This is a genomic window from Duganella alba, from assembly GCF_009674495.1.
Taxonomy (GTDB): domain Bacteria; phylum Pseudomonadota; class Gammaproteobacteria; order Burkholderiales; family Burkholderiaceae_D; genus Rugamonas; species Rugamonas alba.
This window is the reverse complement of sequence record NZ_WKJN01000002.1, coordinates 57,373-77,069: the sequence shown is the minus strand read 5'-3', so window position 1 is coordinate 77,069 and position 19,697 is coordinate 57,373. Positions and strand designations below refer to the sequence as shown.

Sequence of the window (19,697 nt, the reverse complement as noted above, 5' to 3'; positions counted from 1 at the left end):
TGGATGCGAAAATCCTTCATCCTGATTCTGCTGGTGCTCGGCGGCTGCGGCGGCGGCGATTACGTCGCCCAGGCTAACCGCGCGCCGGTGGCCGACGCCGGCCCGGCGCAGACGGTAGCCGCCGGCACCTCGATCAAGCTGGCCGGCAGCGCCACCGATGCCGACCAGGACATCGTCAGCTATGCGTGGACGCTGGTGAAGCCGGCCGGCAGCAGCGCCGCGCTGCTCAACTACCATGTCGCCACGCCGACCTTTTTCGCCGATCTGCCGGGCGACTACATCGCCACCCTGACCGTCAACGACGGCACGCTCGACAGCGCGCCGTCCTCGGTCACCATCACCGCGCGCTAATCCCCACGGCTTGTTTAGTAAATCCCGATAAACTCGGGGCGTCCCGTTGCCAGCCGCAGTGTAGCTGCTACACTGGTTTGTCTTCATCCAACGATAAACAGGACATGAAACTGCACACGCTCGCAATTCCCGCCTTGCTGGTCGCGCTCAATGCTTACGCCACCCCGGTCAAAGATCCGGTGGAACTGGTCAATCCCCTGATGGGAACCGCCAGCAAGCCCGAGCTCTCCAACGGCAATACCTATCCCACCATCGCGCTGCCGTGGGGGATGAATTTCTGGACGCCGCAGACCGGCAAGATGGGCAACGGCTGGGCCTACACCTACGACGCCGACAAGATCCGCGGCTTCAAGCAGACGCACCAGCCATCGCCGTGGATGAACGACTACGGCCAGTTCGCCATCATGCCGGTCACCGGCAAGCTGCGCTTCAACCAGGACGACCGCGCCAGCTGGTTCTCGCACAAGGCGGAAACCGCCAAGCCGTACTACTACAGCGTGTACCTGGCCGACGCCGACGTCACCACCGAGATCACGCCGACCGAACGCGCCGCGCAGTTCCGCTTCACCTATCCGAAGACCGATGAAGCCTATGTGGTGGTGGACGCCTACGACAAGGGCTCCTACATCAAGGTGCTGCCGGAGCAGCGCAAGATCGTCGGCTACAGCACCCGCTACGCGCGCGGCCCGCTGCCGAACTTCAAGAACTACTTTGTCATCTACTTCGACAAGCCGTTCACCTCCTCCCGCATCTGGAGCGGCAACAAGCTGGTGGACGGCGTGACGGAGCTGGCCAGCGAGCATAGCGGCGCGGTGGTCGGCTTCAAAACCGAAAAAGGCGAGAAGGTCGGCATGCGTGTCGCCTCCTCCTTCATCAGCGAGGAACAGGCGGAGCTGAACCTGAAACGCGAACTGGCCGACGACAGCTTCGACGCCACCGCGCAAAAGGGCAAGGATATCTGGAACAAGACGCTGGGCCGCATCAGCGTCGAAGGCGGCAGCGTCGATCAGACCCGCACCTTCTATTCCAGTCTGTATCGCATGCTGTTCTTCCCGAACAAGCTGTACGAGGTCGATGCCAACAACCAGATCGTCCACTGGAGTCCTTACAACGGCAAGATCCTGCCCGGCTATATGTTTGCCGGCACCGGCTTCTGGGACACCTTCCGCGCGCTGTATCCATTCCTGAACCTGATGTACCCGTCGATCAACAAGGAGATGCAGGCCGGCCTGGTCAACGACTACAAGGAAGGCGGTTGGCTGCCTGAATGGTCCAGCCCCGGCTTGGCCAACGTCATGGTCGGCAACAACTCGGCCTCGGTGGTGGCGGAAGCCTACGTCAAGGGCCTGCGCGGCTACGACATCGAGACCCTGTGGCAGGCGCTCAAGCACGGCGCCGACAACGAAGGCCCGATGGACGCCGTCGGCCGCAAGGGCGTCAAGTACTACAACGAGCTGGGTTACGTGCCGTACGACGTGAAGATCAACGAGAACGCCGCGCGCACGCTGGAATACTCGTACGACGATTTCGCCATCTGGCAACTGGGCAAGGCGCTGGGCAAGCCGGAGTCGGAAATCGCCATCTACAAGCAGCGCGCGATGAACTACAAGAAGCTGTTCGATCCGGAGTCGGGTCTGATGCGCGGCAAGAACAAGGATGGCAGCTTCCAGTCGCCGTTCAATCCCTTCAAGTGGGGCGACGCCTTCACCGAGGGGAACAGCTGGCACTACACCTGGTCGGTGTTCCAGGACGTCGACGGCCTGGTGCAGCTGATGGGCGGCCGCGACAAGTTCGTCGCCAAGCTCGATCAGGTGTTCTCGCTGCCGCCGACCTTCGACGACAGCTATTACGGTGAGGTGATCCACGAGATCCGCGAAATGCAGATCGCCAACATGGGCCAGTACGCCCACGGTAACCAGCCGATCCAGCACATGATCTACCTATACGGCTATGCCGGCGCGCCGTGGAAAACCCAGTACTGGGCGCGCGAGACCATGAACCGCCTGTACAAGGCCACGCCGGACGGCTACTGCGGCGACGAGGACAACGGCCAGACCTCGGCCTGGTATGTGTTCTCGGCGCTGGGCTTCTATCCGGTGACGCCGGCCGTGCCGCAGTATGTGCTGGGCGCGCCGCTGTTCCCGAAAGCCACGCTGCATCTGGAGAATGGCAAGACCGTCACCATCAACGCGCCGGCCAACAGCGATGCGCAGCGCTACGTGCGCACGCTGAAGGTGAATGGCAAGCCGTACGCCCACAACTGGCTCGATCATGCGGCGCTGATGCGCGGCGCCACGCTGGACTTCGATATGACGGCGCAGCCCAACACCCAGCGCGGCACCACGCCGGCCGACGCGCCGTACTCGCTATCGACGCAATAGAAATTGCCAAAAGCGGCGCGGGCGGGATCGTGATATGATGTAGTTTCCATGTGGAAATATACTTGATATTTCCATATCACGAGCCCTGCCCCGCTCTCCGCTTTTCTCCAGTGCCCTGACCCGCATTGCATTCAGACTGCTTTACGGATCCGCACATGACACCTGGTGAACTAAGCGAGGCACGCCGCCTCGACGCGCTGCACAAACTCAATCTGCTCGACACCCCGCCCAGCGCGGCCTTCGACCGCATCACGCGCATGGCGGCCAGCATGTTCCGCCTGCCGATCGCCGCCATCTCCCTGACCGATGCCGACCGCCAATGGTTCAAGTCGCGCGTCGGCGTCGAGCACGATTCCATTCCGCGCCTGCGCGCGCCGTGCGGCCAGGTGGCCGAGAGCAGCACCGTGCTGGTGATCCCCGACCTGCTGCAGGATGACTATTTTCGCGACAGCGTGCTGGCCGCCAGCGGCATCCGCTATTACGCCGGCGCGCCGCTGACCACCACCGACGGTCACTGTCTCGGCGCCATGTGCGTGCTGGGCACCGAACCGCGCGACACCACGCCCGAAGAACTGACCGCGCTGTGCGACCTGGCCGGCATGGTGATGGCGCAGATCGAATTGCAGCACGCGCTGGGCCGCGTCGACGCCGTCAGCGGCCTGCCCAACCGCAACCAGTTCATCGACGATTTCCACGATCTGCAGCGGGACGCCGGCGAAGGCGAGCAGCGGCTGGCGGTGCTGGTCAACCTGGCCACCCACAACCAGCTGGCGCACGCCGCGCGCGCCATGAAGTCGTCCTATCTCGATGAGCTGGTGACCGAGGGCGCGCGCTGGCTGCGCGCCGAAATCGGCAGCGGTCCGCGCATCTACCACGTCGCCACCGCGCAGTTCATGCTGCTGTCGCCGGCCGGCGAAACGCTGGATTCCTGGCTGCCGCGCGTGGAGCGCAAGATGCAGGCGGCGCTGGCCATCGCCAGGACGCGCTACGTGGCCACGCCGTCGGCCGGCGTGGTGCCGTTCGACGTCGGCCACGACGACAGCCTGGCAGTGCTGCGCAAGGCCCGCAGCGCAGCGCATGACGCCATCGACCTGCCGACCCATGTGGCGGTGTATTCGCAGGACGAGGATGCGCTGTACCAGCGCCGTTTCAGCCTGCTCGGCGATTTCGGCGCGGCGCTGGAGGGCGCCGGACAGCTGCGGCTCGTCTATCAGCCGCGCATCAATGTAGTCAGCGGCGCCTGCGTCGGCGCCGAGGCGCTGCTGCGCTGGGAGCATCCGACGCTGGGCGCGGTCGGCCCGGCCGAGTTCATTCCGCTGATCGAGCGTTCCGGCCTGGCGCAGGCCACCACCGCCTGGGTGCTGGACGCCGCGCTGCGCCAGCAATGCGCGTGGCGCCGGGATGGCCTGGCGTTGCAGGTGTCGGTGAATGTGTCGGCCGCCAATCTGGTGGAGCCGGCGTTTGCCGCCAGCGTGGCGGCCTGCCTGGAGCGCTATGACCTGCCGGCCGACTGCCTGGAACTGGAGATCACCGAGAGCGCCATCATGGAACAGCCGGTGAAGGCGCACGCCACGCTGGCGCAGATCGCGGCGCTGGGCGTCGGTCTGGCGATCGACGATTTCGGCACCGGCTACAGCAGCCTGGCCTACCTGCAGAAGATGCCGGCCGACGTGGTGAAGATCGACCAGTCCTTCATCCGCGACTTGGCCGGCGACCCGCGCCAGCAGGCACTGGTGACGGCGATGATCACGCTGTCGCAGGAGCTGGGCCACCGCGTAGTGGCCGAGGGCGTGGAGACGGCGCCGGTGCTGGATTTCCTGCGCCGCGCCGGCTGCGACGAGGTGCAGGGTTATCTGTTCGCCCGACCGCTGGAGGCCGAGGCGTTTGCGGGCTACTCCTGCCCGATCAGCACCAGCGCGTTGCGCGTGCCGAAGTTGACGGCGCCGCCGCGCACCACGGCGGTCTTGCCGGAGTAGTAGTCCTTGACGCGCTGGCCGTTGGCGAACACGCCGTGCAGGTTGATGGTGGTGGCCTTGGTGGTCGGCAGGTCGAGCGCCACCACCACTTTGTCGCGCACGCCGTCCTGGTCGTAAGTGCGCTTGAAGATGTAAGGCTTGGCTTGCAGCTGCTGGTGCACGCCGGCGCCGACCGCCACGTGGGCCTTGCGGAACAGGCCCAGCTTGGCCCAGTGCGCGCGCACGTCGGCGATCTTGTTGCCGTTGCGGACGGCGTTCTGTTCCAGCTCGTTCCAGTTCATGAAGGAGCGCAGCTTGGCGTCCCCGCTGGCTTCGGCCACGTCCAGCCGGCGCGCGGTTTCGTCGCCGTAGTAGATCTGCGCGGCGCCCGGCGCCAGCAGCAGCTTGTTGGCGCTCTCGAACGGTTTTTTGCGCGACGGGTCGAACGGCGCGCCATCGTCGTGCGAGTCGAGGTAGTTCAGCACCGAGTGGCCGTTCAGGCGGCCGCCGTGCATGGCGTTGGAGTAGCTGCTGAACAGCGTTTCGTAATCCTGCTCGGCGTCTTTCACCAGCCCGAAGTTGATCATGCTGTTGAAGTTGGCCTGGTAGTAGTTGACGCTCTGGCCGCCGCCCAGGTCGTGATACAGGCCGTCGCTGACCTTGTAGTTATAGACTTCGGCCGTCATGTAGAACTTGTCGTCGCCCAGTTTCTTTTCCGGATTGGCCTTCTTCCAGTCGTCGAAGGCGATCACCGCTTCCTTCTGCAGTTCCTTCCATACCTTGGCTTCGACGTGCTTGACGGTGTCGGCGCGGAAGCCATCCACGCCGTACTTGCGGATCCAGTCGGTATGCCATTTGATCAGGTAGTAGCGCGGCGCGCGCGGGTAGCCGGTGCGCGAGAAGAATTCGTTGAGGCTCTTGACCTCCTGTTCGAAGCGGCCTTCGCGCTGCCACTTGGCCATCAGGCGCTCCGGCAGCTCGACCGGCTCGTCGCTCTCGGTCAGGAAGTCCGGCAGGTTTTTCACCAGCGTGCATTCGATGGTGGTCTTGGCGGTTTTATAGGTGCACTCGGGCGCGGTGCGTACCCAGTCGCTCGGCCACACGGGATCTTCCTCGGTCACCGGGCCGGTGTGGTTCATCACCACGTCCAGCAGCACGCGGATGCCGTGCGCGTGCGCGGCGTCCACCAGGTTGCGGAAGTCGTTCTCGTTGCCCAGGTTGGCGTCGACGGCGGTGAAGTCGGAGGCCCAGTAGCCGTGGAAGGCGTAGGACTTGCCGGTGCCTTCGTCGGTGCTGCCGTGAATCTGTTCGACCGGCGGCGTGACCCAGAGCGCGGTCACGCCCAGGCTGTCGAAGTAGCCGTCGTTGATCTTGTTGATCACGCCGGCCAGGTCGCCGCCCATGTAGCCCCGCAGCGGCGCCGCGTCCTTCTGGCGGTCGTAGGCCAGGTCGTTGCCGGTATAGGCATTGCTGAAGCGGTCGGTCAGCAGGAAATAGACGGTCGCGTTCTCCCACAGGAAGGGCTTCGGCCTGGCGGCCGGCGCTTCGGCGGCGTGGGCGGCGCCCAGCCCCAGGGCCAGGGAGAGTGCGAGTGTCGTCAATTTCATGCTGTCGTCCTTATGGTTTTATGTGGTGACGGTGGGATGGGCGCGACCGGTCCAGTCGGCGATGCCGGCCACCTGCTCGGCAATCAGTATCAATGGGCCCAGCGCCTGCTGGGTCGGCAGGTGGTGGAAGGCGGGATCGGCTTCGTAGCGTTCCAGGTAGACGCGCAGGGTCGCGCCCTCGGTGCCGGTGCCCGACAGCCGGAACACGATGCGCGAACCGTTGGTCATGACGATGCGCACGCCCTGCTGTTTCGACACCGAGCCGTCGACCGGATCCTTGTATTCGAAATCGTCGGCGAAATCGACCACGTAGTGGCCCAGGTCCTGCCCGGCCATGGCGGCCAGCTTGATGCGCAGGGACGCCATCAGTTCATTGGCGGCGTGCGCATCAACGCCTTCGTAGTCGTGGCGCGAGTAGTAGTTGCGGCCGAAACGCGCCCAGTGTTCGCTGACCAGCTGTTCGACCGATTTGCCGGTGGCGGCCAGCAGGTTGAGCCAGAACAGCACCGCCCACACGCCATCCTTTTCGCGGATGTGGTCCGAGCCGGTGCCGTAGCTCTCTTCGCCGCACAGCGTGGCCTTGCCGGCGTCCAGCAGGTTGCCGAAGAACTTCCAGCCGGTCGGCGTTTCGAAGGCGGGGATGCCCAGCGCCCGCGCCACGCGGTCGGCCGCCTGCGACGTCGGCATCGAGCGCGCGATGCCTTTCAGGCCGGCGCGGTAGCCCGGCGCCAGCGTCGCGTGCGCGGCCAGCACGGCCAGGCTGTCGGACGGCGTGACGTCGAATTTGCGGCCGAGGATCATGTTGCGGTCGCCGTCGCCGTCGGAGGCGGCGCCGAAGTCGGGCGCGTTGTCGGCCGCCATGATCTCGATCAGCTGCGCGGCGTTGACGGGATTCGGGTCCGGATGGTGGCCGCCGAAATCCTCCAGCGGCACGGCGTTGATCACGCTGCCGGCCGGCGCGCCCAGCTGGTCTTCGAGGATGGCCTTGGCGTAGGGGCCGGAGACGGCGTGCATGCCGTCGAAGCACAGGCGGAAGCCGCCGGCGATCAGCTGGCGGATGGCGTCGAAGTCGAACAGCTGCTGCATCAGCTCCGCGTAGTCGGCCACCGGGTCGATCACTTCGACGTCCATGGCTTCGATGCGCGCGGCGCCGGGCCGTTGCAGGTCGATGTCGGCGGCGTCGCTGATGCGGTACTGGGTGATGCTTTCGGTGTGCTGGTAGATCGTCTCGGTCACGCTTTCCGGCGCCGGGCCGCCGTTCTCGATGTTGTACTTGATGCCGAAGTCGCCGTCCGGGCCGCCCGGATTATGGCTGGCCGACAGCACGATGCCGCCCAGCGCGCCGTGCTTGCGGATCACGCAGCTGACCGCCGGCGTCGACAGGATGCCGCCCTGCCCCACCAGCACCCTGGCGAAGCCGTGCGCGGCCGCCATGCGCAGGATGGTCTGCACCGCCTCGCGGTTGTGGAAGCGGCCGTCGCCGCCGACCACCAGCGTCTTGCCGGCGCAGTCGCCCAGCGTGTCGAACACGCTCTGGACGAAGTTTTCGAGGTAGTGCGGCTGCTGGAACACGCTGACTTTCTTGCGCAGGCCGGAGGTGCCCGGCCGCTGGCCGGGGAAGGAGGTGGTGCTGACCGTGTTGATGCTCATGTTTGCTCCGCGTAGGTAGGTGACAGATTCACTGCAACGGTTTTACCTGTTCCGGCGAAATCGCGTCGCACAAATAGCTTGCCTCGCGGACAATCTTACATCACTGTTCGGCGTCGTCCCGCACCACCAGCGTCAGCACGCCCGCCACCACCATGCACACGCCGCCCAGCATCAGGGTCTTGACGGTGTGGCCGGCAAACCAGTGCTTGGTCACGAAGCCGAGCAGCAGGCCGCTGACGATCTGCGGGATGACGATGAAGAAGTTGAACACGCCCATGTAGTAGCCCATGCGGTTGGCCGGCAGCGCGCCGGCCAGGATCGCGTAGGGCATGGTCAGGATCGAGGCCCAGGCGATGCCGATGCCGATCATCGGGTAGTACAGCGTGTCGAGGTCGTGGATGGTGTAGATGCTGAACAGGCTCAGGCCGCCGATCACCAGGCACACCAGGTGCACGAACTTGCGGCTGGTGTGGCGCGCGAACACCGGCAGCACGAAGGCCGCCAGCGCCGACACGCCGCTGTACACGGCGAACATCACGCCGACGTGGTTGCCCGCCTCCTGGAACGCGGCCGATTGCGCGTCGGTGGTGCCGAACACGTTTTCGGCCACGCCGTTGGTGGTGTAGATCCACATCGCGAACAGGCCGATCCAGGTGAAGAACTGCACCGCGGCCAGCTGCACCATGGTCTTCGGCATCTTGCCGAAACCGCTGAAGATTTCCTTCAGCGCGTTGCCGACGCCCTTGCCGCTTTGCTGCGCGGCGCGGAACGCGGCCAGGTCGTCCGGCGGCGCTTCCTTCGCGGTCAGCACGGTCCACAGCACGGCAAAGAAGTACACGGCGCCGCCGGCGTAGAACGAGTAGCGCACGGTGTCGGGAATGGTGCCGCCGGCGGCGTCGTTGCTGACGCCCAGGTGGGTGAAGATGGTCGGCAGCATCGAGGCGATCACCGCGCCCCAGCCGATGAAGAAGGTCTGCATCGCGAAGCCGGCGGTCTGCTGGCGCGGTCCCAGCTTGTCGCCGACGAAGGCGCGGAACGGTTCCATCGAGACGTTGATGGCGCCGTCGAGCAGCCACAGGACGACCACCGCCATCCACAGCGCCGACGAATTGGGCATCAGGAACAGCGCGAGGGAGGCCAGCACGGCGCCGATGAAGAAGAACGGCCGGCGCCGGCCCCAGGTCGGGTGCCAGGTGTTGTCGCTCAGGTAGCCGATGATCGGCTGCACCAGCAGGCCGGTGACCGGCGCGGCCAGCCAGAACAGCGACAGGTTGTCGGGATCGGCGCCCAGCGTGGAGAAAATCCGGCTGACGTTGGCGTTTTGCAGGGCAAAGCCGAACTGGATGCCGAAGAAGCCGAGGCTCATGTTCCACAGCTGCCAGAACGACAGGATGGGCTTGTTACTGGAAGAGTGCATGCTGCGCGTCCCGAGTTTTTAAATTTGTAGCAAAATAACACGCGACCCAAAACATGTCAATCGCGAGAAATTCCCAATGAAATTAAGGGAATAGATCTTTTCAGGGGGTGAAATATAGTGTCAAATGTAGCCAAACAACAGCCGAACCCCGCAGGGCCGGAAAGGGGTCTGACCCCGTACGGGGTCAGACCCCGCGTCGACTCACCGGTTTGCGGGGCAAGCGCACGATAGCAGACAACTCCACCGATATCTCACTATATGAACGCCACCCCGTTAGCCACCTTCGCAGCCGCCACTCTGCTCATCAGCCTCCCCGCCCACGCGCAAAACGCCGACCGCAAGTTCGACGGCGTCACCCAGCGCGACGGCCACCTTGAAGTGCGCACCAGCGACGGTAACTACCTGATCACGCCCTACTCGGCCGGCATTATCGAAACCACCTTCGTGCCCAAGGGCGAAACCGCCGATCCAACCTCGCACGCCGTGGTGCTGGCGCCGGCCGCCGTCAACACCACGCTGAAGCAAAAAGCCGGCAGCATCGAATATGCCACACCTGGCATTACGGTCACCATTAGCAAGTCGCCGTTCCGCATCGCCTACGCCTACAAGGGCAAGCCGCTGGTGGCGGAAAAGCGCGGCTACATTCACGTCACCGACGATGTGGCCAGGGGCAGCAAGGATATCAACAAGGGCGCGCCGCGCGAGCTGGAAGCGATCGAATTCGCGCTCGACAAGAACGAAGCCTTGTACGGCGCCGGTTCGCGCGCGGTCGGCATGAACCGCCGCGGCTACCGCTTCACGCTGTATAACAAGGCGCACTACGGCTACGGCGACCATTCGGAGCTGATGGGCTACACCATGCCGGTGGCGCTGTCGTCGAAGATGTACGCCATTCACTTCGACAATCCGCAGACCGGCTATCTGGATTTCGACAGCGCCAAGAACAACAGCCTGACCTACGAGGCGATCGGAGGCCGCAAGACCTATCAGGTGATCGCCGGCGATACCTGGGAAGACGTGGTGGGCAACTACACCAGCCTGACCGGCAAACAGCCTTTGCCGCCGCGCTGGGCCTTCGGTAACTTCGCCATGCGCTTCGGCTACCGCAACGAGCAGCAGGCGCGCGAGACGGTCGACAAGTTCATCGCCGACGATATCCCGCTCGATGCCATCGTGTTCGACCTGTTCTGGTTCGGCAAGGAGATCAAGGGCACCATGGGCAACCTGGCCTGGGACCAGGACAGCTTCCCTAATCCGGCCGGCATGATCGCCGACTTCCAGAACAAGGGCGTGCAGACGGTGGTGATCTCCGAGCCGTTTGTACTCGACACCTCCAGCCGCTGGCGGGACGCCGTCGACAAACAGGTGCTGGCCACCGGCGTCGACGGCAAGCCGCTGGCCTACGACTTCTATTTCGGCCACACCGGCTTGATCGACATCTTTGGCAAGCAGGGCAAGGACTGGCTGTGGGATATCTACAAGGGCCTGCACCAGCAGGGTGTGAAAGGCGTGTGGGGCGATCTGGGCGAACCGGAAGTGCATCCGACCGAAACGCGCCACGCCACCGGCAGCGCCGACCAGGTGCACAACATCTACGGCCATCAGTGGGCGCGTCTGGTGGCGGAAGGCTACCAGCGCGACTTCCCCAACGAGCGGCCGTTCATCCTGATGCGCGCCGGGTATTCGGGCACGCAGCGCTACGGCATCATGCCGTGGTCGGGCGACGTCAATCGCGGCTGGGACGGACTGCAATCGCAACCGGAGATCTCGCTGCAGATGGGCATGCAGGGCGTCGGCTATATGCACTCGGACCTGGGCGGCTTCGCCAATCCGGTGCTGGACAACGAGCTGTATCAGCGCTGGCTGCAATACGGCGTGTTCCAGCCGGTGTTCCGTCCGCATGCGCAGGACGAGGTGCCGTCGGAGCCGGTCTACCGCGAGGACAGGACCAGGGCGCTGGCGCGCGAGGCGATCCGCCTGCGCTATCGCCTGCTGCCGTATAACTACACGCTGGGCTTCGACAACAACCAGCAAGGCCTGCCGCTGATGCGGCCGATGCTGTACGAGGAGCCGGGCAACGCCAAGGTGCGCGCCATGTCGTCGACCTACTTGTGGGGCAAGGACTTCCTGGTCACGCCGGTGCTCAAGCAAGGCGCCGCCACGGCCGGCGTCTACTTCCCGGCGCGCAGCGCGTGGTTTGATTTCTATACCGGCGAGAGGCAGGCCGGCGGCGCCACGCGGTCGGTTGCGCTGACGCCGGACCATGTGCCGGTCTACGTCCGCGCCGGCGCCTTCATCCCGATGACCAAGGTGGTGCAGTCGACGCGCGACTACAACACCAGGCACATCGAGCTGCACTACTGGCACGACGCGTCGGTGAAGGCCGGCAGCGGCAAGCTGTATGACGACGACGGCCTGACCGCGCAAGCCTACGAGCAGGGCAAGTACGAGCTGCTGCGCTTTACCAGCAAGCTGCAAGGGACGGCGCTGTCGCTGCGCGTGGAATCGGAACTGGGTAAGCAGTATCAGCGTCCGCAGCGCGGCATTGCGCTGACGGTGCATAACGTGACCGCCGCGCCGTCCTCGGTGCGCATCGACGGCCGCGTCGCCGTCTTCGCGTGGGACGATGCGACCAAGCTGCTGACCGTCGAACTGCCGGCCAGCGACCAGGCCAGCCGCAGCGTCGACATCCTGCTGTGATTTTTTGGCGGCGTGTCGCACCTGTTCAAGCCGGGGAGTTGCCATTTCGATAGCATGAGGTTTTCACTCTTGGGAGAAGACCTCATGCCCGCATTGAAATCGGCCCTCGCGGCCCTGGTGCTGTGGTGCGCCGCAGGAAGCAGCCAGGCGATCGGCTGCCTGTTGTTTGCGCCGACGATCAGCGCCACCACCACCGGCGCCGGCGCCGGCGGCCTCACGGAATACAGCTTCAACCTGACGGGCAAAGGCGGCACCTGCGTCGGCACCGAAAATACGCAGGTGCTGCTGCCCTACTTCAGCGACGCGGGCATTTCGTCGCTGACGGCGCCAAGCGGCTGGAGCGCCACCATCGACGCCGGCAACCATACGTTTGCGGACCTGGGCGCCAACGTCGGCGCCATCGTTTTTTCGGCCAACTCCCCCGCCGACTATCTGAAGGCCGGCCAGTATCTGGCTGGCTTTGCCCTGGTATCGGCCTACGCCGGCATCACCAGCACCTACCATATCGACGCCGCCTCGAACGGATTTGCCACAGGCACGACGTTTATCTCGGGAGCGCTTTACCAGAACGCGGCCAGCAGCACCGACCTGCTGCTGATTCCCGGCAGTCCGCTGGCCCGCGCGGCGCTCGACGTGCCGTCGGCCGTGCCGGAGCCGGGCGTCTGGGCCATGCTGCTGGCCGGCCTGGCCGTGGGCCTCGCGGCGCGGCGCCGCCGTCGGGTCCCTTAAGCGTTTCGCTTCAACGCCATCGACGCACGCAGCGCGCTGGGCGCCATGCCGCAGGAGGCCTGGAAGGCGCGGCTCATGTGCGCCAGGTCGGCAAAGCCCTGGTCGGCGGCGATCTCGGTCAGGCTGCGCCTTGAGGTGAGCTGGTTGGCCGCGCCCACCATCATGGCAGCCAGGCGCAGCTGGCCGGCGCTCGTGCCGGCTGCCTGCAGCGCGCGCTCCAGCGTGCGCTTGCTGCAGCCCAGCTGCCGCGCCAGCGCTTCGACCGGCATGCCGCCCTCGCGCTCCAGCACGCCGGCCGCTTCCGCCGCAACGCTGTGCGTCACGCCCAGAAGACGGGCCATGGCGGAGAGCGTGCGCGGCGTGGCGTCCTGACTGGCGCGCTGCGCATGCCCGACCAGATATTCAATCGCCGCCAGCGACACACTCTGGCACGCCGCCGGATCGTCGATGCCATCGGGTGACAGCCGCGTCGCGTGCAGGCGGAAATCGCCACGGTCGCTCGCCAGGATCCAGCATGGCGCGCGCCGCCTGCCGTTTGGCGGCGCGCCGCGCTCGAGCCGGCGACGGCCATAAAGCTCCAATTTGTCATCCCACTCATAGTCATTGCAGCGGGAGTTGTAAGCGTTCATGCAGTTCAAGACTGCATGGGGGTCGTCCAGCTGCAACTGCAGCATATGACTGGGATGCAGCGTTGTGTCCATCCAGTCGATGGCGGCGCGCGCAATCTCGCCGTCGCGCATACCGCGCCGCCTGGCCTCACGGCCGGCGGCGAAGTAACGCGCATAGGGCAGCTCCGCGCGGATCGCTCCCAGGGCTGCCTGCACAAAGCGTGCCTCCCCTGTCCACCCGGCCGATGATTCCAGCGCCAGTACCATCATGGCGGGCGCGCCGCCCTTGCCTTGAACCGCCTGCTTGCCATCGTGCCGCATGAAAGTCGTCCTTTCAAATGGTTCAGATACGGTCGAGCAGTTGCTGCTCGGCCCTGTCGCTCAGCACCAGCACCAGTTTCAGGCGCGCGCGCGTCATGCCGACAAACAGCTTGCGCAGCACCAGCTGGTTCATCTCCTCGAAATCGATCTCGGTGAAGATGATCGCCGGCGCCGACTGGCCTTTGAAGCGGTACACCGACTCGGCCAGCAGGCCGCCGTCGCGGTACTGCGGATTGCCGAACAAATCGTACTCGCCGGTGAAGGACTTCAGCGTGTGCACGTCGCTCAACTGGTCGAGGTGCAGGATGGCCGATTTCTCGCGCCCGCGGAACGAGGCGATGGCGATGTCTTCGCGCGTGAAGCCGGCGCCCAGGCACAACGTCACCGCGCGCCGCGTTTGCGCCAGCATCGCTTCGGTGTCGCCGTGCGGGTAGACCAGCTCTTCGATGTCCGCGCCCTTGAACGGGCTGCCCGCCTCCACCGGCGTCTGTGTCGCGCCGATCGAGGCCAGGATATCGACGATCTGGCGCGGGCTGCGGTAATTGGTGTCCGAGTGCAGCGTCACCCAGCCGGGCAGCGGCACGCTCTCCTTGCCATACAGATTCTGGTTCGGATCTTCGAGCCAGATCGCGCGGCCGTTTTCCTTCAGCATGCGCAGCAGGATATCGCGCCACGCCACCGAAAAGTCCTGGCCTTCGTCGACGATCACCACGTCGTATTGCCAGCTTTCCGGCAGCGGCGATACGGACATCTGCGCTTCGATCTGTTCCCACACATCCGGCGCCGCGTAGTTGGGCGTGTCGCCGCGATCGCGCGCGAAGGCGTCGCTCAACATGTGAAAGCTGGTCACCTTGCCGCCCTTGGGCGCCAGGCGTTCGATATGGTCGGCCAGCGGCCGGTTGTAGCAGACGTACAGCGGGCATAAGCCCGCTTCGATGGCGGCGGTGAATTCGGCCAGCGCCAGCTGCGTCTTGCCGCTGCCGGCGGTGCCGATCACGCGCAGGCGGAACGGCTCGAATTCCAGCCGGTGCGCCCATGTCGCCAGGCCGCCCGACAGGCGCGCCACCATGCGCGCGGCGTTGCCGATCATGGCGCTCGGGTCGGGACGGAGACTGAGCATATTCCCGAGGAAGCGCGTCACCTTGTCGAACTGCGCGTCGGGCCTGGGGTCGTCCACCGGCAGCGTGTCGCGCACCAGTTGCGCCAGTTGATGCTTGCGGTTGGCGTCGATGATGTGGCGCGGGTCCAGCCCGGCCAGGTGCGGATCGCGCACGGTGTAGTCGGGACAGTACAGCAGGTAGTCGATCGACAGTTCGCCGCCGAAGCGCTCCGTCATCACGCGGATTGAACGCATGATGTGCTGCGCCACCTTGCGCGGCTTGGCGGCGTAGTTTTTCACCAGTCCGTCCGGCGTCTCGTTCAGGAAGCCGGATATCTGTTCGATCAGCAGCAGCCTGCCGTTCGGCGCCACGATCACGAAGTCCACCTGGTCGAAGGCCGAGTAGCCCTTTTCAACATTGGTCCAGTGCACGCCGTGATAGATGTGGTACGGCGACTCGGCCAGCGTGGCGTTCAGGTAGGACAGCGTTTCAATTTCACGCGCCGCCGCGCCGGTGGCCGACATCTCTTGCCAGCCAGTAGGATGAAGATGAGCCATGAGCGAAATGATGTCTAAAGGAAAAGTCCATTGTACACAGAGGGAAGTCCCGCACGGGTCCCTGTGGCATTCCTTCTATTTTCGCCCCTATTTTTCACTATTTTCTTTTGCATTGAACTATTCGCTGGTTTATCAGTCTAAATAGGGAAATGCAGTGAAAAATAGGGGAGAAAATAGAATGAAATCCACAATGAGTGTGCAGATAGACACCGATACCCTGCTCCGGCTTATTTCGCAACTGAAACTTCGCAGCGGCACGCAGGACATCTCGGAAGCCATCACCAGCGCCATCGAACTATGGCTGCGCGAACAGGCCGGGCTGACCAAGGGCAGCCAATAACGCCCAATCAATTCGCCCAAAAGTTCGCGCGCTCCTTCCGCAACGCCTGGATCGACATCTCCGTGCGCCGTCCCGAAGACAAGCAGTTCATCCTTGCCGACCGCCTGCGGCGAGAACAGGCCACACCACCGCGCGCGCCGACGCCAGCCGAGCCCTCGCTGCCCCAACTGCTGGCCGCCCTGCAAGCGCAACTGCAAGCGCCACCAGCGCCAACGCCAGCGCCGCCACGCGACACCACGCCCGGCGAAGGCTGGACCTTGCCCGAGCGCCGAAAATTCCGCTTCCGACTTGAAGACGTAGCCTTTGAATGACGGTAAGATACCTGGCTAACAAAACATCCAGGGAGAGGTCTGTGACACCAAAAATGATCAGCGCACTGCTGGCGTGCACCTTCGCGGCGGCCGGTGCTGCCAGCGCCGCCACCGCCGCCAAACCAACCGTCGCCGAAGCCGAGCGCTTCCTGGCCGACACCGAAACCAAGCTCAATAAACTGAACAACGAACAGTCCCGCGCCGCCTGGGTCGGTTCCAACTTCATCACCGACGACACCGAAGGCATCGCCTCTTACTTCGCCGAGCGCTACCTCACCGCCTCCGGCGAAGCCGCCATCGGCGCGCGCCGTTTCAACGGCCTGAAACTGTCGCCGGAATCCGCGCGCAAGATGATGCTGTTGCAGCAAACGCTGGTCTTCGCCGATCCGAAGGAGCGCGAACAATACGCGCAACTGCAGGCCGCCATGAACGGCGCCTACGGCAAAGCCAAATACTGCCCGACGCCGGACAACTGCATGGCGCTGGGCGACATGGAAAAAGTCCTCGCCACCAGCCACGATGAAGCCAAGCTCAAAGAAATGTGGACCGGCTGGCACGCCCAGTCGCCATCCTACAAACAGAAATACACCGAGTACGTCGACCTGTCCAACAAGGGCGCGAAGCAAATGGGCTTTGCCGACACCGGCGTGATGTGGCGCTCCCAGTACGACATGCCGCCGGAAGCCTTCGCCGCCGAAATGGAACGCCTGTGGCAGCAGGTCAAGCCGCTGTACGACTCGCTGCTGACCTACACCCGCTACAAGCTGCGCGCCACCTACGGCCCCGACGTGGTGCCGCTGGAAGGCCCGATCCCGGCCCACCTGTTCGGCAATATGTGGAGCCAGACCTGGACCAACCTGTACCCGATCCTCAAGCCCGCCACCGGCGCCAGCAGCTACGACCTGACCAAGGTGCTGGAACAGCGCAAGACCGACGCCAAGCAGATGACCCAGTACGCCGAAGGCTTCTACACCTCGCTGGGCATGCAGAAGCTGCCGGCCTCGTTCTGGGAACGCTCGCTGCTGACCAAGCCGCGCGACCGCGACGTGGTCTGCCACGCCTCCGCCTGGCCGCTGAACGAAAAGGACGACGTGCGCATCAAGATGTGCATCACGCCGACCGCCGAAGACTTCACCGTGATCCACCATGAACTGGGCCACATCTACTACTTCCTGGCCTACACCAAGCAGCCCTTCCTGTTCCGCAACGGCGCCAACGACGGCTTCCACGAAGCCATCGGCGACACGGTGGCGCTGTCGATCACGCCAAGCTACCTGAAACAGATAGGCCTGATGGACCAGGAACCGGACGTCAACGCCGACATCCCGCAACTGCTGGAGCGCGCATTGAGCAAGGTGGCCATCCTGCCGTTCGCCTACTCGGTCGACAAATGGCGCTGGGACGTCTACGCCGGCAAGACCAAGCCGGCCGACTACGACAAGACCTGGTGGCAGCTGCGCGAGCAGTACATGGGCATGAAGCGGCCGGCGCCAATCAACGGCGTCACCGGCTTCGACGCCGGCGCCAAGTACCACGTGGCGGCCGACGTGCCGTATGCGCGCTACTTCCTGGCCGACATGCTGCAATTCCAGTTCCACCGCGCGCTGTGCCGCGAAGCCGGCTACACCGGCCCGCTGAACCGCTGCTCGGTGTACGGCAACGCCAAGGCCGGCGCCAAGCTGCAGCAGATGCTGGCACTGGGCGCCAGCAAGCCGTGGCCGGAAGCGCTGAAGGCTATCTCGGGCGAAGACAAAATCGACGGCAACGCGCTGCTGGAATACTTCGCGCCGCTGAAAACCTGGCTGGACCAGCAGAACGCCGCCCTCGCCGCCGCCGAGAAGAAGTGATCCGTCAGACCACGGAATAGTCCATCGCTGTCAAGTCGGCGACCATGCCTGGGCCGGCCGGTTGCCAGCCCAGGCGTTCCCGCGTCAACGCGCTGGACGCCGCCATATCCAGGCCGGCAAACATCGCCAGCCAGCCAAAGTACGCCGCCGCTTCGTCCGCAGCGATCGACTTGACCGGCACGCCCAGTCCCTTGCCGATCACCTCGGCGATGCTGCGCGCCGCAATCCCCTCCTCGGCCACCGCGTGATAACGCTCGCCGGCCCTGCCCTGCTCCAGCACCAGACGGTAAAGCAGCGCCACATCGCTCACATGCGCGGCGGACCAGCGATTCAGTCCCTCGCCAATGTACGCGGCCAGGCCTTTTTCACGGCTGTTGCGTATCAAATAGCTGATCAGCCCTTGCCGTTTGGTGTCGTGCACCTGCGGCAGGCGCATCACGCGCACATCCACGCCTGCTTCCAGCGCCGCCGCGCCGGCCAGCTCCGAAGCGATGCGCGGATTGCGATGCTCCAGATTGAACACCGTCTCCAGCGCCGATTCGCCATGCCCACGCTCGCCCATGCCGACGCCGGACGTGATGATCAGCGGCCGGTCCGAACCTTTCAGCGCCTCGCCCATCGCCGCGATGACGCGCCCGTCCTGCTCGCAGCTCTCCAGGAACTTGCCGAAGTCGTCGTGATTGAAGGCCGTATGAATCACCGCATCGGCCTGCGCCGCGCCGGCGCGGATGCGCTCCACCTCGCCCAGTTCGGCGCGGTACGCCTGCGCGCCGGCGGCGGCCAGCGCCTCGGCGCCCGCGTCGGAACGCGTCATGCCCAATACCTGATGGCCCGCCGCGATCAGCTGCGACACCACCTGTGCGCCGATAAAGCCGGTCGCGCCTGTTACGAATACCCGCATCTCATTCTCCATGGTTGCTTGAGTGAGGGTATTATGGGCGGCAGATCTTTCCTATTAAAGTAGTGACGTTATACAGGTATAAGAACCAACAGGATGAACGAACACAATCCCCTCGGCAAATTCCTGCGCGACCGCCGCACCCGGCTCGACCCGGCCGCCTTCGGCATCGCCGCCGGCCGCCGGCGCACGGCCGGCCTGCGCCGCGAAGAAGTGGCGCAGCGCGCCAACATCAGCACCACCTGGTACACCTGGCTGGAACAGGGCCGGGGCGGCGCCGCCTCGGCCGAAGTGCTGGACCGCATCGCCGGCGGCCTGATGCTGACCGAGCCGGAACGCGAACACCTGTTCATGCTGGGCCTCGGCCGCCCGCCGGAAGCGCGCTACAAGCTGTCCGACGGCGTCACGCCGCGCCTGCAACGGGTGCTGGACGCCTTCACCGGCAGCGCCGCCATGCTGCGCACGCCGACCTGGGACATCGTCGCCTGGAACCGCACCGCCACGCTGCTGCTGACCGACTACGCCAAAATCCCGCCCAAGGAACGCAACGTCGCCCGGCTGATGTTCAGCAGCGCGCGCATGCGCGCGGCGCAAAGCGACTGGCAGAGCGTGGCCCGCTTCGTGGTCGGCTCGCTGCGCGCCGACGCCATCCGCGCCGGCGCCGACAACGAAGTCGCCGCGCTGGCCGAGGAACTGTCGCGCCTCAGCCCGGAATTCGCCGCCATGTGGGAAGACAATGAAGTGGTCAGCGTCTCCGACGGCTACAAGGTGCTGCACCATCCCGAGCTGGGCCCCATCGAACTGGAATTCTCGACCTTCGCGGTGGACGGCCGGCCCGACCTGTCGATGATGGTCTACAACCCGGCGAGCGAGGCCAGCGCCGAACGCATCGCCGCCTACCTGGCCGCCCGCGCCGCCGACTGAG

General features: G+C 65.0%; 15 protein-coding genes. 9 read left to right on the top strand and 6 right to left on the bottom strand.

Going from position 1 to position 19,697, the window contains the following annotated elements; all coding sequences use genetic code 11:
• Positions 1 to 3: 3 nt before the first annotated feature.
• The 3 genes from GJ695_RS02175 to GJ695_RS02165 all read left to right on the top strand — a co-directional run bounded on the left by GJ695_RS02175 (position 4) and on the right by GJ695_RS02165 (position 4,708).
• Positions 4 to 351 carry a PKD domain-containing protein gene (locus GJ695_RS02175; protein WP_154361991.1) on the top strand — a complete coding sequence of 116 codons (348 nt, stop codon included), beginning with the start codon at positions 4 to 6 and terminating at the stop codon, positions 349 to 351.
• Between the two features lie 104 nt (positions 352 to 455).
• A complete protein-coding gene (locus GJ695_RS02170) occupies positions 456 to 2,732 on the top strand; it encodes a GH92 family glycosyl hydrolase (protein ID WP_154361990.1) in 2,277 nt (758 codons plus the stop codon).
• Between the two features lie 155 nt (positions 2,733 to 2,887).
• Positions 2,888 to 4,708 (top strand): sensor domain-containing phosphodiesterase, encoded by a 1,821-nt coding sequence (locus GJ695_RS02165; RefSeq protein WP_154361989.1) that lies wholly within the window; start codon positions 2,888 to 2,890, stop codon positions 4,706 to 4,708.
• Here the strand turns inward: GJ695_RS02165 and GJ695_RS02160 are convergent.
• The 3 genes from GJ695_RS02160 to GJ695_RS02150 all read right to left on the bottom strand — a co-directional run bounded on the left by GJ695_RS02160 (position 4,624) and on the right by GJ695_RS02150 (position 9,361).
• Positions 4,624 to 6,294 (bottom strand): alpha-amylase family glycosyl hydrolase, encoded by a 1,671-nt coding sequence (locus tag GJ695_RS02160; RefSeq protein WP_154361988.1) that lies wholly within the window; start codon positions 6,292 to 6,294, stop codon positions 4,624 to 4,626. The genes GJ695_RS02165 and GJ695_RS02160 overlap by 85 nt on opposite strands.
• Positions 6,295 to 6,312: 18 nt before the next feature.
• Positions 6,313 to 7,944: an alpha-D-glucose phosphate-specific phosphoglucomutase gene (locus tag GJ695_RS02155; protein ID WP_154361987.1), complete on the bottom strand. Its 1,632-nt coding sequence runs from the start codon at positions 7,942 to 7,944 to the stop codon at positions 6,313 to 6,315.
• A 100-nt stretch (positions 7,945 to 8,044) separates the two neighbouring features.
• Positions 8,045 to 9,361 carry an MFS transporter gene (locus tag GJ695_RS02150; RefSeq protein ID WP_154361986.1) on the bottom strand — a complete coding sequence of 439 codons (1,317 nt, stop codon included), beginning with the start codon at positions 9,359 to 9,361 and terminating at the stop codon, positions 8,045 to 8,047.
• Positions 9,362 to 9,619: 258 nt separating this feature from the next.
• Between GJ695_RS02150 and GJ695_RS02145 the strand changes: the two genes are divergently transcribed.
• A complete protein-coding gene (locus GJ695_RS02145) occupies positions 9,620 to 12,061 on the top strand; it encodes a glycoside hydrolase family 31 protein (protein ID WP_154361985.1) in 2,442 nt (813 codons plus the stop codon).
• Between the two features lie 84 nt (positions 12,062 to 12,145).
• Positions 12,146 to 12,790 carry a PEP-CTERM sorting domain-containing protein gene (locus tag GJ695_RS02140; RefSeq protein ID WP_166455045.1) on the top strand — a complete coding sequence of 215 codons (645 nt, stop codon included), beginning with the start codon at positions 12,146 to 12,148 and terminating at the stop codon, positions 12,788 to 12,790.
• Here the strand turns inward: GJ695_RS02140 and GJ695_RS02135 are convergent.
• Together GJ695_RS02135 and GJ695_RS02130 are read right to left on the bottom strand one after the other, a co-directional pair.
• The gene (locus tag GJ695_RS02135; RefSeq protein WP_154361983.1) at positions 12,787 to 13,719 is read right to left on the bottom strand and encodes a helix-turn-helix domain-containing protein; all 933 of its coding nucleotides are present in this window, start codon (positions 13,717 to 13,719) and stop codon (positions 12,787 to 12,789) included. The genes GJ695_RS02140 and GJ695_RS02135 overlap by 4 nt on opposite strands.
• Before the next feature lie 22 nt (positions 13,720 to 13,741).
• Positions 13,742 to 15,376: an ATP-binding domain-containing protein gene (locus GJ695_RS02130; RefSeq protein WP_154361982.1), complete on the bottom strand. Its 1,635-nt coding sequence runs from the start codon at positions 15,374 to 15,376 to the stop codon at positions 13,742 to 13,744.
• Positions 15,377 to 15,566: 190 nt separating this feature from the next.
• Between GJ695_RS02130 and GJ695_RS02125 the strand changes: the two genes are divergently transcribed.
• The 3 genes from GJ695_RS02125 (at position 15,567) to GJ695_RS02115 (ending at position 17,874) form a co-directional block, all read left to right on the top strand.
• A complete protein-coding gene (locus GJ695_RS02125) occupies positions 15,567 to 15,716 on the top strand; it encodes a hypothetical protein (RefSeq protein WP_154361981.1) in 150 nt (49 codons plus the stop codon).
• A gap of 62 nt (positions 15,717 to 15,778) precedes the next feature.
• The gene (locus GJ695_RS02120) at positions 15,779 to 16,027 is read left to right on the top strand and encodes a hypothetical protein (protein ID WP_154361980.1); all 249 of its coding nucleotides are present in this window, start codon (positions 15,779 to 15,781) and stop codon (positions 16,025 to 16,027) included.
• 53 nt (positions 16,028 to 16,080) lie between these two features.
• Positions 16,081 to 17,874 carry a M2 family metallopeptidase gene (locus GJ695_RS02115; RefSeq protein ID WP_229260318.1) on the top strand — a complete coding sequence of 598 codons (1,794 nt, stop codon included), beginning with the start codon at positions 16,081 to 16,083 and terminating at the stop codon, positions 17,872 to 17,874.
• A 4-nt stretch (positions 17,875 to 17,878) separates the two neighbouring features.
• Here the strand turns inward: GJ695_RS02115 and GJ695_RS02110 are convergent, their stop codons facing one another.
• A complete protein-coding gene (locus GJ695_RS02110) occupies positions 17,879 to 18,775 on the bottom strand; it encodes an SDR family oxidoreductase (RefSeq protein WP_154361978.1) in 897 nt (298 codons plus the stop codon).
• A 93-nt stretch (positions 18,776 to 18,868) separates the two neighbouring features.
• Here GJ695_RS02110 and GJ695_RS02105 point away from each other — a divergent pair, with 93 nt between their 5' ends.
• A complete protein-coding gene (locus tag GJ695_RS02105; RefSeq protein ID WP_154361977.1) occupies positions 18,869 to 19,696 on the top strand; it encodes a helix-turn-helix transcriptional regulator in 828 nt (275 codons plus the stop codon).
• Position 19,697 lies beyond the last annotated feature (1 nt).